General features: G+C 66.3%; 15 protein-coding genes. 6 read left to right on the forward strand and 9 right to left on the reverse strand.

Going from position 1 to position 15,769, the window contains the following annotated elements:
* Window positions 1-5 precede the first annotated feature (5 nt).
* Window positions 6-815: an aminoglycoside phosphotransferase family protein gene (locus tag ABLE91_RS07005; protein WP_348930592.1), complete on the reverse strand. Its 810-nt coding sequence runs from the start codon at window positions 813-815 to the stop codon at window positions 6-8.
* Between the two features lie 352 nt (window positions 816-1,167).
* Here ABLE91_RS07005 and ABLE91_RS07010 point away from each other — a divergent pair, with 352 nt between their 5' ends.
* Window positions 1,168-2,193, forward strand: a complete 1,026-nt coding sequence (locus ABLE91_RS07010; protein ID WP_348929843.1) for a DUF2778 domain-containing protein — start codon at window positions 1,168-1,170, stop codon at window positions 2,191-2,193.
* Between the two features lie 63 nt (window positions 2,194-2,256).
* On the opposite strand, the gene ABLE91_RS07015 is transcribed toward ABLE91_RS07010, so the two are convergent.
* Window positions 2,257-2,454: a DUF2735 domain-containing protein gene (locus tag ABLE91_RS07015; RefSeq protein WP_348929845.1), complete on the reverse strand. Its 198-nt coding sequence runs from the start codon at window positions 2,452-2,454 to the stop codon at window positions 2,257-2,259.
* Between the two features lie 487 nt (window positions 2,455-2,941).
* Between ABLE91_RS07015 and ABLE91_RS07020 the strand changes: the two genes are divergently transcribed.
* A complete protein-coding gene (locus ABLE91_RS07020) occupies window positions 2,942-3,982 on the forward strand; it encodes a glutamine synthetase beta-grasp domain-containing protein (protein ID WP_348929846.1) in 1,041 nt (346 codons plus the stop codon).
* A 120-nt stretch (window positions 3,983-4,102) separates the two neighbouring features.
* Here the strand turns inward: ABLE91_RS07020 and ABLE91_RS07025 are convergent, their stop codons facing one another.
* The 6 genes from ABLE91_RS07025 to ABLE91_RS07050 form a co-directional block, all read right to left on the reverse strand.
* Window positions 4,103-4,450: a cupin domain-containing protein gene (locus ABLE91_RS07025; RefSeq protein ID WP_348929848.1), complete on the reverse strand. Its 348-nt coding sequence runs from the start codon at window positions 4,448-4,450 to the stop codon at window positions 4,103-4,105.
* Window positions 4,451-4,618: 168 nt separating this feature from the next.
* Window positions 4,619-5,371 carry a 2-dehydro-3-deoxy-D-gluconate 5-dehydrogenase KduD gene (gene kduD, locus ABLE91_RS07030; RefSeq protein WP_348929849.1) on the reverse strand — a complete coding sequence of 251 codons (753 nt, stop codon included), beginning with the start codon at window positions 5,369-5,371 and terminating at the stop codon, window positions 4,619-4,621.
* Window positions 5,368-6,207 (reverse strand): 5-dehydro-4-deoxy-D-glucuronate isomerase, encoded by an 840-nt coding sequence (kduI, locus tag ABLE91_RS07035; RefSeq protein ID WP_348929851.1) that lies wholly within the window; start codon window positions 6,205-6,207, stop codon window positions 5,368-5,370. Before kduI ends, kduD begins: the two co-directional genes overlap by 4 nt.
* Window positions 6,208-6,239: 32 nt before the next feature.
* Window positions 6,240-7,520, reverse strand: coding sequence for a TRAP transporter large permease (locus ABLE91_RS07040; protein WP_348929852.1), 1,281 nt, complete (start codon window positions 7,518-7,520; stop codon window positions 6,240-6,242).
* A gap of 17 nt (window positions 7,521-7,537) precedes the next feature.
* On the reverse strand, window positions 7,538-8,101 hold the full coding sequence (locus ABLE91_RS07045; protein ID WP_348929856.1) for a TRAP transporter small permease: 564 nt from the start codon (window positions 8,099-8,101) through the stop codon (window positions 7,538-7,540).
* A gap of 59 nt (window positions 8,102-8,160) precedes the next feature.
* A complete protein-coding gene (locus tag ABLE91_RS07050) occupies window positions 8,161-9,141 on the reverse strand; it encodes a TRAP transporter substrate-binding protein (RefSeq protein ID WP_348929858.1) in 981 nt (326 codons plus the stop codon).
* A 172-nt stretch (window positions 9,142-9,313) separates the two neighbouring features.
* Between ABLE91_RS07050 and ABLE91_RS07055 the strand changes: the two genes are divergently transcribed.
* A complete protein-coding gene (locus tag ABLE91_RS07055) occupies window positions 9,314-9,985 on the forward strand; it encodes a GntR family transcriptional regulator (RefSeq protein WP_348929860.1) in 672 nt (223 codons plus the stop codon).
* A 347-nt stretch (window positions 9,986-10,332) separates the two neighbouring features.
* On the opposite strand, the gene ABLE91_RS07060 is transcribed toward ABLE91_RS07055, so the two are convergent.
* Window positions 10,333-11,868 (reverse strand): D-arabinonate dehydratase, encoded by a 1,536-nt coding sequence (locus ABLE91_RS07060; RefSeq protein ID WP_348929862.1) that lies wholly within the window; start codon window positions 11,866-11,868, stop codon window positions 10,333-10,335.
* Window positions 11,869-11,992: 124 nt separating this feature from the next.
* On the opposite strand from ABLE91_RS07060, the gene ABLE91_RS07065 reads away from it, so the two are divergent.
* Genes ABLE91_RS07065 through ABLE91_RS07075 form a run of 3 tightly spaced genes read left to right on the forward strand, consistent with a single transcriptional unit; the run spans window position 11,993 to window position 15,745 of the window.
* Window positions 11,993-12,811 (forward strand): GntR family transcriptional regulator, encoded by an 819-nt coding sequence (locus ABLE91_RS07065; RefSeq protein ID WP_348929863.1) that lies wholly within the window; start codon window positions 11,993-11,995, stop codon window positions 12,809-12,811.
* A 4-nt stretch (window positions 12,812-12,815) separates the two neighbouring features.
* Window positions 12,816-14,252 carry a glucuronate isomerase gene (gene uxaC, locus ABLE91_RS07070; RefSeq protein ID WP_348929865.1) on the forward strand — a complete coding sequence of 479 codons (1,437 nt, stop codon included), beginning with the start codon at window positions 12,816-12,818 and terminating at the stop codon, window positions 14,250-14,252.
* Between the two features lie 14 nt (window positions 14,253-14,266).
* Window positions 14,267-15,745, forward strand: a complete 1,479-nt coding sequence (locus tag ABLE91_RS07075; protein WP_348929867.1) for a mannitol dehydrogenase family protein — start codon at window positions 14,267-14,269, stop codon at window positions 15,743-15,745.
* Window positions 15,746-15,769 lie beyond the last annotated feature (24 nt).

Here is a 15,769-nt window from a genome sequence, read left to right on the forward strand (position 1 = left end):
TACGCTCACCTCCCCAGCTCCGCCGCCGCCAGCTCGGCGATGGTCAGGTCCACATGGGCCGGATCGCCATCACCCAGATACCAAACGGCTGAAAGACCGGTCCAGGCGAGGATCCAGCGCAGCAGGCGCTCCCGCTCAAGGCCGGCGGCTTCGCACACCACCTCCAGGCGCCGGGCGAAGCGGCCCGGCGTGGTCGCCACCGGCCGGCTCGGATCATCGAGGTCCGGGTTGGTGAAGATGTTGGCATAGTCGAACGCCCGCTCGCCCCGGAGGCGCTTGGGGTCGATGGCGAGCCAGCCCCGCGGCCCGAAGTCCAGCACATTGCCGTGGTGCAGGTCCCCATGAAGCACCACCACCTCGCGCGGCTCGGCCAGCAGCTCCCCCGCCGCCGCGGCGGAGCGGGCGAGGATGCCGCCGCGGGCGTCGGCGGCAGGCCAGAGCTCGCGGAACCAGTCCGTGAGCGGCACCAGTTCCGGCGGCGGGTTCGGGCGCGGCGCATGCAGCCGTGTGGCAACGGCGCACAGGATGCGGCTCGCCTCGTCGTCGCGCCCGGTGCGCGCCATCTCATCCAGGCGGGAAGGGCCTTCGGCGCGCTCCATGAGCAGGGCCTCCCCATCTCGCGCCAGCACGCGGGCAGCGCCCTCCCCGCCCCAATATTCCATCAGCGCCGCGCCGAAACGCTCTTCCGTGTCGGCTGCGAGCTTGAGCATGGCCGGCGCGCCTTCGAGCCGGACGGGCAGCAGGCGACCGCTATGGGTGATGATGGGGTCGCCGTCTGCCGTAAGGCGCCAGCGCGCGAGATGGGGGTCGAACATGGGCTGCACGAGCATCAGCTAAGCAATAAGGCATGCAGATTCAACGGTTAAGCTTCTTATTCTCGCCTTTCTGGTCTGATGAAAGCGCGCTCATAAACAAAATAGTTACCTCGTTTCGGCAGTCTCCTCTGATCGGAAGGGATTTGCGGCGATGTGTGCCGCATCCCCACAAGGTTCGTGAGGAATGCCGAATGTTTCGGCGCCCGGCTTCCGGGTGCAGGGCAGATCGGGCGGGACTCTCCTCGAGGTCGTACGGAGCCTTCTCGCGAAGGCTTCGGCATCGGGTCGGTCGGCAAGGCCAAAAAACCTTGGCGATGACCGGGCCAGTCCTCTGTTTTGCGTAGTGGGGACCATGACATATACGACTCTGACGTTCGACGACGCTCTTGAGAGCCCCCTGTCGAAGACCAAGCTGCAGGTGCGCATCTTCGGTGCTCTCGTCGGCTTCAGCACCATCGCCGCGGCGATGATCAGCACATCGGACCTGGGGCAGATGATGCGGGCATCGGCCCCGGTCATTCAGGAACGCGCGACGGAGATCCAAGCGCAGGCGCCGGTGGAGCACCCGCTGACGGTGCGCCCCCTCGCAATGGTCCGGCTGTCCGATATCGGCAATTTCCCCTCCTCGGGCTCCATCTCCGCCGTGCCGGGCTGGATGTTCGATCCCGCCGCCGGCGTCGCCGAACCGCCGCCCACCGAGACGGCGGCCGTGGAAGAGGCGCTCTCCCCCGGCGAGATGCCCGAAGTGGTGCGGATGACGCCGTTACCCCCGGTCAATCCCCGCGTCGCGGCGCGCGCGCCGGCCACGGACGATGCGGAGGCTGCTGCCCCGCCGCTTCCCGCCAAGAACCCGCTGATGCGCGTGGAGCGCCAGCTCGCCAGCCTGCCGCCGGACCGCCCCATCGAGGATGAGCCGCCCATCAAGGGCGACGTCTCCCTGCCCGGCGTTAGCGACCGCTATGCGGTCTATGACATCAAGGCGAAGACCGTCTACATGCCCAGCGGCGAGCGGCTGGAGGCCCATTCCGGCTATGGGGACATGTTCGACGATCCCCGCCATGTCTCGAAGCGCATGCGCGGGCCGACACCGCCGAACACCTACAACCTCACCATGCGCGAGGCGCTGTTCCACGGCGTCGAGGCACTGCGCATGAATCCGGTGGACCGTGGCAAGATGTATGGCCGCGATGGCATCCTCGCGCACACCTACATGCTCGGGCCGCGCGGCGACTCCAACGGGTGCATCTCGTTCCGGGATTATTCGAAGTTCCTGAGCGCCTATAAGCGCGGCGAGGTCAAGCAGATCATCGTGGTGGCAAGCCTGCCCAAGACGCCGGCCGCCGCCAACCCGTTGCTGTCCTGGCTGACGCCCCGCTGAGCCTCAAGCCCGCGCCTGCCGGCGCGCCCAGAAAAAGCGATCAGACGCCGCCTTCGGGCGGCGTCACTGCTTGCGCGGCTGCTCGGCTTCCTTGATGGCCGCCTCGTGATACCAGGCATCACCCACGACGATCTGTGCAGCGGCAAGCGCGGCGAAATCCTCGCTCGGCTTGCCTTCCGGCCGCTGGGCGACAAGCCCGGCGCGGCCTCCCTTGGGGAACTGATAGATCTTGGCGGAGCCGCCGTGGAAGCTTCCAGTCATCTCATGTCTCTTCGTTTTGCGGTGCGCCTCCGCGCATCAGGTTCAAGTCGTTATAGCAGAGTTCGCACAATGCTTACACAACGGATATTCTCGAAAATCACCGTATGATCATAATTTAGGCACGCTTCAATTTACGACTTCACCTAACGATCTTTCGGTTGCAGAAACTTATTTTCCACCTATTTGCCGCACCGCACATAAGGCTGATGAATAAATATCCAGTGACGCTTTTTTGTTCCCTCGCTCCCAGGCGAACAGCCCCGCTCGCCGGTGCGCGGCTCGGAAAGCGCGAGCGCGGCCAAAGACATTTGTGTGACAAAACAAGGGGTACGGCGTGCAGGCCCGCGGAACGCGTGCTATCGGGACCGGCTGGCACGCTAAATGCTTATTCACATTCGGTCGTTGGCGGCCGGGCACGCCTGTGGTGACTGCGTACGCATCAGGGGGTTTCCAACGCTTCGCGTCATCAGTTTATGAGAGACTGGCAATGACAAAGTATAAGCTCGAGTACATCTGGCTTGACGGCTATACGCCGGTGCCAAATCTGCGTGGAAAGACGCAGATCAAGGAATTCGACGCATTTCCCTCGCTCGAACAGCTTCCGCTGTGGGGTTTTGACGGCTCGTCCACCATGCAGGCCGAGGGCCGCAGCTCCGACTGCGTCCTGAAGCCGGTCGCGGTCTATCCGGATCCTGCGCGCACCAATGGCGCACTGGTGATGTGCGAAGTCATGATGCCGGACGGCGTCACCCCGCACGCGAGCAATGCGCGCGCCACCATCCTGGATGATGCCGACACCTGGTTCGGCTTCGAGCAGGAATATTTCTTCTACAAGGACGGCCGCCCGCTCGGCTTCCCCACGGCCGGCTATCCCGCGCCGCAGGGTCCCTATTACACCGGCGTCGGCTATAAGAATGTGGGCGATGTCGCCCGCCAGATCGTCGAGGAACACCTCGACCTCTGCCTCGCGGCCGGCATCAACCACGAAGGCATCAACGCGGAAGTCGCGAAGGGCCAGTGGGAGTTCCAGATCTTCGGCAAGGGCTCCAAGCGGGCGGCCGATGAGATCTGGATGGCGCGCTACCTGCTCCAGCGCCTCACCGAGAAGTACGGCATCGACATCGAGTTCCACTGCAAGCCGCTCGGCGACACGGACTGGAACGGCTCGGGCATGCACGCCAACTTCTCCACCAAGTACATGCGCGAAGTGGGTGGCAAGGAATATTTCGAGGCGCTGATGGCGGCCTTCGAGAAGAACCGCGCCGACCACATCGCCGTCTACGGGCCGGACAACCACATGCGCCTGACCGGCAAGCATGAGACCGCCTCGATCGACACGTTCAGCTATGGCGTGGCGGACCGCGGCGCGTCCATCCGCGTGCCGCACTCATTCGTGAAGAACGACTATAAGGGCTATCTCGAGGATCGCCGCCCCAACTCCCAGGGCGACCCCTACCAGATCGCCTCGCAGATCCTGAAGACCATCTCCGAGGTCCCCGTCGCGGGCAGCGCGTCCGCGGCCGCCTGATCATCGGAAGATATGGGCTTAAACAGAACGGCGCAGGTCTTCCGACCTGCGCCGTTTTTTTTGGCTCCACTTCGCCCGCTCGGGAAGAGGCGTCACCGCCCCTGTGGCCCCGGACGGGTCCTAGCCCTTCACAAACTCCTGCCGCATGGGCGTGAACACATCCACCAGCACGCCGGGCTCGATGCATTCGGCGCCGTGCCACAGGCCGGAGGGCACGTAGAAGCTGTCGCCCGCCTTCAGCCGCGCGGTCTTGCCGTCGATGGTCACGTCGAACACGCCGCTCTCAACGGACGTGATCTGCACGTGCGGGTGGTCGTGGAACACGCCGCAGGGGCCCACCTTGGTGGCCGTGATGCGCACCATCATGATCTCGTCATTATAGGTGAGGATCTGGCGGCGGACGCTTTCGTCGATGACTTCGGTCTCGGTGGTGTCGACGAAGCCGAAGAACGCACCCTTCTGGGACATGATCAAAACCTCCAGCCAGATTGGCACTCGCTGTGCCCCGCAAATGAACCCGCCATCATGGCCGGGCTTGTCCCGGCCATCCACGAGGCGCCGCAAATGCCCGCCTAAAGGAGAAACGTGGATGCCCGGGACAAGCCCGGGCATGACGGCGTAAAAGCCGAAAGAACCTCAGCGCGCGAGCCAGCCGCCATCCACCGGCAGCACCACGCCGTGCACGTAATTGGCCGCCGACGAGGCGAGGAACACAGCCGCCCCGCCCAGCTCTGAGGGGTCGCCCCAATGGCCCGCAGGAATGCGGGCGAGGATGTCGGCCGAGCGCTTCGGGTCGCCCCGCAGCGCCTCGGTGTTGTTGGTGACGAAATAGCCGGGCGCGATGGCGTTCACATTGATGCCGCGCCCCGCCCACTCGCAGGCGAGCAGCCGGGTGAGGCCCGCAAGCCCGCTCTTGCTCGCCGTATAGGACGGGATACGGATGCCGCCCTGGAAGGACAGCAGCGAGGCGATGTTGACCACCTTTCCGCCTTTGCCATCCGCCAGCCAGCCTCGCGCGAACGCCTGGGTGAGGAAGAAGGCGCCCTTCAGGTTCACATCCATCACCGCGTCCCAATCGGCCTCGGTGAAGTCGATGGCGTCCGCCCGGCGGATGATGCCGGCATTGTTGACGAGGATGTCCACGCGGCCACCCTGCCCCGCTTCCTCAAGGATGCGGGAAATGGGCTCAAGGGTGCCGAAATCCGCCTTTACCTCAGTGAAGGCAACGCCGGTAGGGCGTAGCTTCTCGCGGGTCTCCTCCATGGAGGAGCGGCCCACGGCGATGATGCCGGCGCCCGCTTCCGCAAGCGCCAGGGCGATCGCCTGGCCGAGCCCGGTATTCGCGCCGGTAACGACGGCGCGCTTTCCCGAGAGGTCGAAAGCGCTCATCGCAGCGCGTCCATGGCCACCATGTCCATGTCCGTATAGTCGATATTGTCGCCGCCCATGCCCCAGATGAAGGTATAGGCCCGCGTACCGACGCCGGAATGGATGGACCAGGGCGGGGAGAGCACCGCCTGCCCGTCCGCCACGACGAGATGGCGGGTCTCGGACGGCTCGCCCATCATGTGGATGACGCGCGCGTCGGCGGCCACGTCGAAATAGAGATAGACCTCGGAACGCCGGTCATGGACGTGGCAGGGCATGGTGTTCCAGATATTGCCCTCGGCGAGCTGGGTCATGCCCATGACCAACTGGCAGGACTTCACCACGTCCGGATGGATCATCTGGAAGATGGTGCGCTTGTTGGCGGTGGCCTGATCGCCCAGCGGCATGCTCTTGGCCTCCGCCACCTTCACCACCTTGCTCTCATAGCGGGTGTGGGCGGGGGTGGAGAGCAGGTAGAAGCGCGCCGGGTTCGCCGCATCGTCGGAGGCGAAAGTCACGTCCTTCGTGCCCATGGCCACATAGAGCGCGTCGCGATGGCCGAGGGCGTAGGTGACGCCGTCCGCCGCCACCTTGCCCGGCCCGCCGATGTTGAACACGCCGAGTTCGCGCCGGTCGAGGAAATTGGGCGAGCCGATGGTGGCCTTGTCGCTCTCCAGCTTCAGCGCAGATGTGGTGGGCGTCGCGCCGCCCACCACGAAGCGCTCGATGTGGGAATAGGTGAGCCGCACCTCGCCCGCCTCGAACAGATCCTCGATGAGGAAATGCTGGCGCAGCTCGTCCGTATCGAAATAGCGCACGGCTTCGGGGTGGCACACATGGCGCACGTCGGTGATCATGATGAAACCTCAGTCGAGAAAAGCCGCCCGCCTCAGCGGAACAAAGCCGGCAGCCAGAGAGTGACGGCGGGGATGTAGGTGACGAGCATCAGCACGAAGATGCTGGCGCCGAAGAATGGCCAGATGGTCTTCATGGCCTCGCCGATGGAGATCTTCCCCACGGCGCACCCCACGAACAGCACGGAGCCCACCGGCGGCGTGTTGAGGCCGATTCCGGCGTTCAGGATCAGGATGATGCCGAACTGGACCGGGTCGATGCCGAACGCCTTGATGAGCGGCAGGAAGATGGGGGTGCAGATGATGATCATCGGCGCCATGTCCATGAAGGTGCCGAGCACCAGCAGGATGACGTTGATGAGCAGCAGGATGACGTATTTGTTGTCCGAGATGGACTGCATCAGCTCGATGGTGGCCTTGGGCACCTGAAGGAAGGCCATAAGCCAGCCGAAGGCGCCCGCCGTGCCGATCACCAGCAGCACCATGGCGGTGGTGCGCACGGCCCCGAGCGTCGCGTGGACGAAGGCGTCCCAGTTCAGCTCGCGATAGAGCAGCAGCGTCACCAGCAGCGCGTAGATCACCGCGATGCAGGAGGATTCCGTCGCCGTGAACACGCCCGAGCGCACGCCGCCGAAGATGATGGCGATGAGCACGATGCCCGGCAACCCGCCGACAATGGCCCGCAGCACCCCGTACCAGCCGGGGAACACGCCGGCGGGATAGCCGCGATTGCGCGCCACCACATAGGCGGTGACCATCAGCGCCGCGGCCAGCAGCAGGCCGGGAATGATGCCCGCCGTGAAGAGATCGGCGATGGAGATGGAGCCGCCCGCCGCCAGGGAATAGATGATCATGTTGTGGGACGGCGGCACCATCAGCGCGATGATGGCGGCATTCACCGTCACGTTCACCGCATAGTCCTTGGCGTAGCCGTGCTTGGCCATCTGGGGGATCATGATGCCGCCGATGGCCGAAGCATCGGCAACCGCCGATCCGGAGACGCCGCCGAACAGGAAGGACGCCACCACGTTCACCTGGCCAAGGCCCCCGCGCAGATGGCCGAACATGGCTGCCGCCATGCCGATGAGCCGGTCGGCGATGCCGCCGCGCATCATCAGGTCGCCGGCGAAGATGAAGAACGGAATCGCCAGCATGGCGAAGGCGTTCATGTTGGAATTGATCTGCTGGAACACCACCACGGGCGGCAGGCCCATATAAAGCACGGTGGCGAGCGAGGCGACGCCGAGGCAGAAGGCCACCGGCGTGCCGACGATGAGCAGGAAGGTGAAGACCCCGAAGAGGACGGTCATGGACATGGGATGTCTCCGGGCCTTCAATCGATGGGATGTTCGGGACCGAGCGGCACTTCAGGCACGCGCTCGGAGGTGAGATCGGTGAGCAGCTTCTCGAACGAGAACAGCGCCATCAGCGCGCCGCCGCCCACCAGCGGCAGGTAGTCCATGCCCTGGGGCACATCGATGCCCGCCATCTTGGCGTCCCAGGTGCCCATGGCGAGCAGCCAGCCGTAATAGGCCATGGCGGCGCCGAAGCCGATGATGAGGAGGTGGGTGAAGACCTCCATGGCCCGCCGCAGTGGAGGGCTCGCATAATGCAGGCCGATCTCGAAGCCGAGATGGTCGCCCTCCTTCACGCCCACCGCCGCGCCGAGCAGGATGAACCAGCTCATGAGGAGCAGGGAGAAGGGCTCGGTCCAGCTCGGGGAATCATTGAGCAGATACCGTCCGGTGACCTGCCAGGAGACCACCGCCGTCATGACCAGCAGGCCGGCGCCGGAGATCCACAAGGCGGCGCGGGAGAGCCAGCGCACCACATGGCGAAGGGTCAGCAAGGCCGGGTGTGCGCCCGCGCTCTGTCTCTGGAAAGTGGTCTGGGTCATGGCGTTGATCTTCTTTGAAGGGGCGCGGCCCGGCGCTCATGCCGGGCCGCGCGCCAGCCTCACTGGGTGGCCTTGATGCGGTCCACCAGGCTCTTCATCTTCTCGCTGGTGACGAACTTGTCGTAGACCGGCTTCATGGCGTCGATGAAGGGCTGCTTATCCACCTCGTTGATCTGGGCGCCGCCCTTGATCACGGTGTCCTTGGACTGCTGGTCGCGCGCCGCCCACAGCTCGCGCATCTTCAGGGTCGCGGCCTTTCCGGCCTCCTTGAAGGTCTGCTTGTCGGCGGCCGAGAGCTTGTCCCAGGCCAGCTTCGACATGACGAAGACTTCGGGGGCCATGGAGTGCTCGGTCAGCGAGAAGTATTTCGCCACCTCGAACTGCTTGGAGGATTCGTAGGAGGGGTAGTTGTTCTCCGCCCCGTCCACGAGGCCCGTCTGGAGGCCGGAATAGACCTCGCCGAAGGGGATCGGCGTCGCGTTGGCGCCGAGAGCATTGATCATGGCGATGAACAGATCCGACTGCTGCACGCGGATCTTCATGCCCTTCATATCGGCGAGCGTCTTGATGGGCTTCTTGGAATTGTAGAAGGAGCGCGCGCCGGAATCGAAGAAGCCGAGCACGATCATGCCGTGGGGCTCGAACGCCTTGGCGATCTCATCGCCCAGGGGGCCGTCCACCACCTTGTACATGTGATCCACGGAGCGGAACAGGAACGGCAGGCCGAGCACCGCGGTCTCGGGAATGAGATTGTTGAACGGCGCGGTGTTGACGCGATTCAGGTCGATGACGCCGAAACGGGTCTGCTCAATGGTGTCCTTCTCCTGGCCGAGCTGGCCGGAGAAGAAGACCTGGACTTTGTATTTGCCGTTGGTCTGCTCTTCGAGGATCTTGCCGAAATACTTTACCGCCTCGACGGTGGGGTAGCCATCCGGATGGATGTCGGCCGAGCGCAGAGTGACACTCTGCGCGAAAGCGGGCGCCACGGGGGCGATGGAAAGGGCAGCAGCCAGCGCGAGCGCGCGGCGACGGGTCAGCATGAGCGTTCTCCCTGAACGAAAATCATCAGCTTGTTTGGGGCCGGCCTTGCGGGCCGCGTTTTTGTTGGGATCGGGGAACCGTTCCAGAATAACGTTACGGCAACAGAACTTGTGCGCGTTGCCGTTCACTGTATGGTAGTGTCGACTTGTATGCAACAGGGGAGGGCGACCCTTGGACGCCATAAGAGTTCCGTCGCATGGGTCCGCGGCGCAGAAGGTTGAGGCGGAGCTTCGGCGCGCCATCGTGTCCATGGCGCTGCCGCCGGGCACGCGGCTCTCCGAGGCCGACATCGCGGAGCGCCACGGCGTGTCGCGCCAGCCGGTGCGCGAGGCGCTGATCGGCCTCGCCCGCACGCGCCTCGTGGAGATCCTGCCCCAGCGCGGCACGGTGGTGGTGAAGATCTCGGTGAAGAAGATGATGGAGGCGCGCTTCGTGCGCGAGGCCATCGAGACCGCCGTGGCCCGGCGCGCCGCGTTCACCTTCGACCCCGGTGCTCGCAACCGCATCGAGGATTTGCTGGACCTCCAGTCCAACGCGGCCGCGCGCGGCGACCACGAGACCTTCCAGCGCTATGACGAGATGTTCCACATGGCGCTGGCCGACGGGGCGAGCTGTGCCCTCGCCTGGGAGGCCATCAGCGACATCAAGGCCCATATGGACCGGGCCTGCCACCTGACCCTCGCGGGCTCCATGATGCCCCTGGTGGACCAGCACCGCGCCATCATGGCGGCTGTCGACGCGCGCGACGGCGACGCGGCGGCGGAGGCCATGCGGGTGCATCTGAGCGAGATATTGAAGGCGTTGCCGAAGGTGGAGGCGGAGCACCCCGATTTGTTCGAGTAGAACGCCGCGCTCCCTCCACCCATACGCCGTCATGCCCGGGCCTGACCCGGGCATCCACGCGGCGCCGCCGGGCATTGTCCTGAGAGGTCCGCACGAACCGCAGGCCGTGGATCCCCGGATCAAGTCCGGGGATGACGGCGGTATTGCTGCATCGACGTCACGAGACAGCCGACAAAGAGCGCCATCAAACTCCCTCTCCCGCTTGCGGGGGAGGGTTGGGGAGGGGGCGCCGAGCGGAGCGAGGCAGGAAGCCGTGTGTTCCGGACTACGTCCGGGCCCCTCCCTGCCCTCCCCCGCAAGCGGGAGAGGGTCTCCCTCGCGCACAGCGATGGAGCCTCCGCTCCCCATCACATCACCGCCCCGATCTGCCAGGGCACGAACTCCGCATCACCGTAGCCCAGCTCTTCCGACTTCGTCCGCTCGCCTGAAGCCACCCGCACCACGAGGTCGAAAATCTCCTTGCCCTTATCCTCCAGCGGCACGCCGTCGAGCACGTCGCCGCAATTGATGTCCATGTCCTCGGTCATCCGGGCATAGATGTCGGAATTGGTGGCGAGCTTGATGGAGGGGGTGGGCTTGCAGCCGAAGGCGGAGCCGCGGCCCGTGGTGAAGCAGATGAGGTTCGCCCCGCCCGCCACCTGCCCCGTCGCCGCCACGGGATCGTAGCCGGGCGTGTCCATATAGACGAAGCCACGGGCCGTCACCGGCTCGGCATATTCATAGACCGCGTTGAGGTTCGAAGCGCCGCCCTTGGCCGCTGCGCCCAGGGACTTCTCGAGGATCGTCGTGAGCCCACCGGCTTTGTTGCCCGGCGAGGGATTGTTGTTCATCTCCCCGCCATTGCGCTCGGTATAGTCCTCCCACCACTTGATGCGGGCCACCAGCTTCTCGCCCACCTCCCGCGTCGCCGCGCGGCGGGTGAGGAGGTGCTCGGCGCCGTAGATTTCCGGCGTCTCCGAGAGGATGGACGTGCCGCCGTGGCGCACCAGCATGTCGGAGGCGACGCCCAAAGCCGGATTGGCGGTGAGGGCCGAATAGCCGTCCGACCCGCCGCATTGCAGCGCCAGCACCAGCTCGGACAAAGGCCGCGTCTCGCGCCTCAAGGCGGAGGCGCCGGGCAGCATCTCCTTCAAGCTGCTCGTGATGTGCTCCACCGTGCGCCGCGTGCCGCCCTCCTCCTGGATGGTGAGGGTGCGGAAGGTGTCGGTCTCGTCCACGCCGTATTCGGACTTGAAGCGAGCGATCTGGAACATCTCGCAGCCGAGGCCCACCATCACCACCGCCGCGAAATTGGGATGGGTGGCATAGCCCCACAGCGTGCGGGAGAGGACGTCAAAGCCCTCGCCCTTGGAGGCCATGCCGCAGCCGGTGCCGTGGATGATGGGCACCACGCCGTCAATGCCGGGATACTGCTCCAGCAGGCCAGAGCGCTCCAATTCCTGCGCCGCGAACCGCGCCACGGACGCCGAGCAGTTCACCGAGGTGAGGATGCCGAGATAGTTGCGCGTGCCGGTGCGCCCATTGGAGCGGCGATAGCCCTCGAACGTGCCGCGCTCCTCCGGCGGCAGCAGCACCTCGGCCCTGGCATCCGCCGCAAACGCATAGTCGCGGACGAAATCGTGCAGCACCACATTGTGGACGTGCACATGGGCGCCCGGCGCGATGGGCGCTGAGGCAAAACCGATGATCTGGCCGAACTTCAGGATCGGCGCGCCCTCGGCGATGGGCTCCAGCGCGAATTTGTGGCCGCGCGGCACGCGGGCGGGAATGGCGATGCCGGCGATGCGCGCGCCTTCGGGGATGGTGTCGAGGGCGACCGCGATGTTGTCGCGCGGCGACAGACGCAGGGTACGCGGCACCGCCGCTTCCACAAGGTTCGCCATAGTGCCTCCCTCGCGCGCCATTTCGGGAAATGCCCTGGCGCTGCTCGTTTTCGCCCACCCTTTGGACCGGCGATTATTGACGCTTCTGATATGCTAATATATCAGTGTGGGCGAAATAACAAGAATGGTTGCGGAGGAAAGCCGGGTGGCAGTCGGCGGCAAAGGCGGGTTTTCAGGTGCGTCCGGCGCGGCCAATAGCGCGCCGCGCCTCGAGAGCCTGCGCGGTGTGACTGCCTCCGCCCGCATCCATGCGGCGCTGCGCGAGCAGATCATCGCCATGGAGATCGCGCCGGGCACGGCGCTGCAGGAAAAGCAGATTGCGCTGTCCTGCGGGGTCAGCCGCACGCCGGTGCGCGAGGCGCTGCTGAAGCTCGCCGACGAGCGCCTCGTGGACATCTTCCCCCAGTACGGCACCTTCGTCTCACGCATCTCGCTGCCCGCCGTGCGCGATGCCATGGTGATCCGCCAGGCGCTGGAGCGCACCGCCGTGCGCGAGGCCGCGCTGCGGGCGGGAAAGGCGGAGATCGCCCGCCTGCGCGCCGGCCTTGCCGCCCAGAAAGCCGCGCACGAAAGCGAGCGCATCAGCGACTTCCACATCGCCGACGAGGACTTCCACCAGGCGCTCTCGGAGATTTCCGGCCACCCCAATCTCTGGCGCGTGGTGCGCACGGAGAAGGCCCAGGTGGACCGTTGCCGCATCCTCACCTTGCCCGCCGCCGAGCGGCGCGCCAGCGTGATGGCCGAGCACAAGGCCATCGTCGACGCGCTGGCGAAGAACGATGCCGACGCGGCTGAGGCGGCCATGACGCGCCATCTCGACCGGGTGCTGCCAAGCGTGGACGCGCTCGCCCAAGCCCATCCCGACTATTTCTCCGAGCCGGCCGTCGAAGCGGACGCCGCGCCGGAGACCCCACCCCAGAAGCTCAAATCAAGATCAAGGTGACGCCATGACCGCACTGGCCGCCCGCGCGACCTCCGCGCCCTTCCTCAATCCGGACCGACTGTTTCCGGCGGAGCCGAGCGTGCGCGCCATCGCCCGGCGGCTCTATGAGCGGGTGAAGGACCTGCCGCTCATCTCGCCCCACGGCCACACCGACCCGCGCTGGTACGCCGAGAACCAGCATTTCCCCGATCCCGCGACCCTGTTCGTGGTGCCGGACCACTATGTTTTCCGCATGCTCTACAGCCAGGGCATTCGCCTCGAAGACCTCGGCGTGCCGCGCCGGGACGGCGGGCCGGTGGAGACGGACGGGCGCGCCATCTGGCGGCTGTTCGCGTCCAATTATCACCTGTTCCGCGGCACCCCCACGCGCATGTGGCTGGACCACGCCTTCTCGACCCTGTTCGGCATCGATGAGCTGCTCTGCGCCGGCAATGCGGACGCCACCTACGACACCATCGCCAAGGCGCTCCAGACCGACGCCTTCCGCCCCCGCGCCATGTTCGAGCGCTTCAACATCGAGGCCATCGCCACCACGGAAAGCCCGCTGGACGAGCTGAAATGGCACAAGATGATCCGCGAGTCCGGCTGGACGGGCCGGGTCGTCACCGCCTATCGGCCTGATCCTGTCGTCGACCCGGATTTCGAGGGTTTTGCCGCCAATCTTGAAAAATTCGGCGAGCTGACGGGGGAGGACACCCTCTCCTGGTCCGGCTATCTCGCCGCCCACCGCAAGCGGCGGGACTTCTTCAAGAGCTTCGGGGCCACCTCGACCGACCACGGCCACCCCACGGCCCGCACCGCCGACCTCTCCCCCACGGAGGCGCAGGCGCTGTTCGACCGGGTGAAGGGCGGTGAGGCGAGCGCGCAGGATGCCGAGCTGTTCCGCGCCCAGATGCTCACCGAGATGGCCCGCATGTCGCTGGATGACGGGCTGGTCATGCAGATCCATCCCGGCGCGGTGCGCAACCATAATGGCGGCATCTTTGCCCGCCACGGCCGTGACATGGGCGCGGATGTTCCCAGCGCCACCGAATATGTCCACGCCTTGAAGCCCCTGCTCGACCGCTTCGGCAATGAGCGCGACCTCACCATCATCCTGTTCACGCTGGACGAGACCTCCTATTCCCGCGAGCTGGCCCCGCTGGCGGGCCATTATCCCGCGCTGCGGCTCGGCCCGGCCTGGTGGTTCTTCGACAGCCCGGAGGGCATGCGCCGCTTCCGCGAGCTGACCACCGAGACCGCCGGCTTCTACAATACGGTGGGCTTCAACGACGACACCCGCGCCTTCCCCTCCATCCCGGCGCGGCATGACGTGTCGCGGCGGGTGGACTGCGCCTTCCTCGCCACCCTCGTTTCCCAGCACCGCCTGGGCGAGGACGAGGCCCACGAGGTCGCCCACGACCTCGCCTACAAGCTGGCCAAGACCGCCTACAAGCTGTGACCGGGAGAAATGACGTGAGGCTCTCCGCCGCGACCCTTGAGCGCCTGCCTGCCGACGTGCGCCGGCCGGCCTATGACATCGCCGCTGCCAAGGTTGGCATCGTGCATCTCGGCGTCGGCGCCTTCCACCGGGTCCATCAGGCGGTCTATGTGGATGCGCTGATGGCGCGCGGCCATATGGACTGGGCGATCTGCGGCGCCAGCCTGCGCTCGCCCGACACCTCCGATGCGCTCGACCCGCAGGACGGCCTCTATACGCTCTGCGTGCGCTCGGGCGCGGGGGATGATCTCAGGGTCATCGGCTCGCTGCGCCGCCTCCTGGTGGCGCCGCGCGACCCCAGGGCGCTTCTCGGGGCCATGGTGGATCCGGCCGTGCGCATCGTCACCCTCACCGTCACCGAGAAGGGCTATTGCCACGACCCGGCCTCGGGCGAGCTGGACGAGAGCCACCCGGACATCGTGGCGGACCTCGCCTCCCCCGGGACCCCGCGCAGTGTGCCCGGCTTCCTCGCCGAGGCGCTGCGGCTGCGGCGGGAGGCCGGCATCGCGCCCTTCACCGTGCTGTGCTGCGACAACCTCCCCTCCAACGGCGTGACGGTGGAGAAAGTCACCCGCCGCTTCGCCGAGCTGCGCGACCCGGCGCTCGGCCGCTTCATCGCCTCGGAAGTCGCCTTCCCCTCCACCATGGTGGACCGCATCGCCCCCTCCACCACGGACGCAGACCGCGCCACCGTCTCGGCGCGGCTCGGCATGGAGGATGCGTGGCCGGTGATGGCCGAGCCCTTCAGCCAGTGGGTGATCGAGGACAAGTTCCCCTCTGGCCGCCCGCCCTTCGAGGAAGCGGGCGCGGAGATGGTGGCGGATGTCGCCCCCTTCGAGCACATGAAGCTGCGGCTGCTCAATGGCAGCCATTCCACCCTCGCTTATCTCGGCTATCTCGCGGGCTATGAGACCATCGCCGACACCATGGGCGCGGCGCCCTTCGCGCGCCTCGTGGAGCGCCTCCAGGACGATGAGGTGACCTCCACCGTCCATGTGCCGCCGGGCACGGATATCGGCGCCTATAAGCGCGCCCTGCGGGACCGCTTCAGCAACCCGGCCCTGCGCCACCGCACCTGGCAGATCGCCATGGACGGCACCCAGAAGCTGCCCCAGCGGCTCCTCGCCCCGGCGCGCGAGCGCTTAGCGGCCGGCGCGCCCATCGACTTCATCGCCTTGGGCGTGGCGGGCTGGATGCGCTATGTGACCGGCACCGACGAGAAGGCCGCCCCCATCGATGTTCGCGACCCCCTCGCCGCCCGCCTGCGGGCGCTCGCAGATGAGGCGGGGCGCGATGCCCACCGGCTCGCGGATGCCTTGCTGGGCGTGCGGGAAGTGTTCGGCGACGACCTCCCGCGCGAGGAGCGCTTCACCGAACCCGTGAAGCGGAATCTCGACCTCCTCCTGCGCGAAGGGGCGGCGACGACGGTGGCGCGGGCGGTGGGCGCCTCCTAACCATGGGTCGTTGACCCCGAAAGA

Origin of the sequence: Aquabacter albus, assembly GCF_040049275.1 — a bacterium.
In the GTDB taxonomy this organism is placed as follows: domain Bacteria; phylum Pseudomonadota; class Alphaproteobacteria; order Rhizobiales; family Xanthobacteraceae; genus Aquabacter.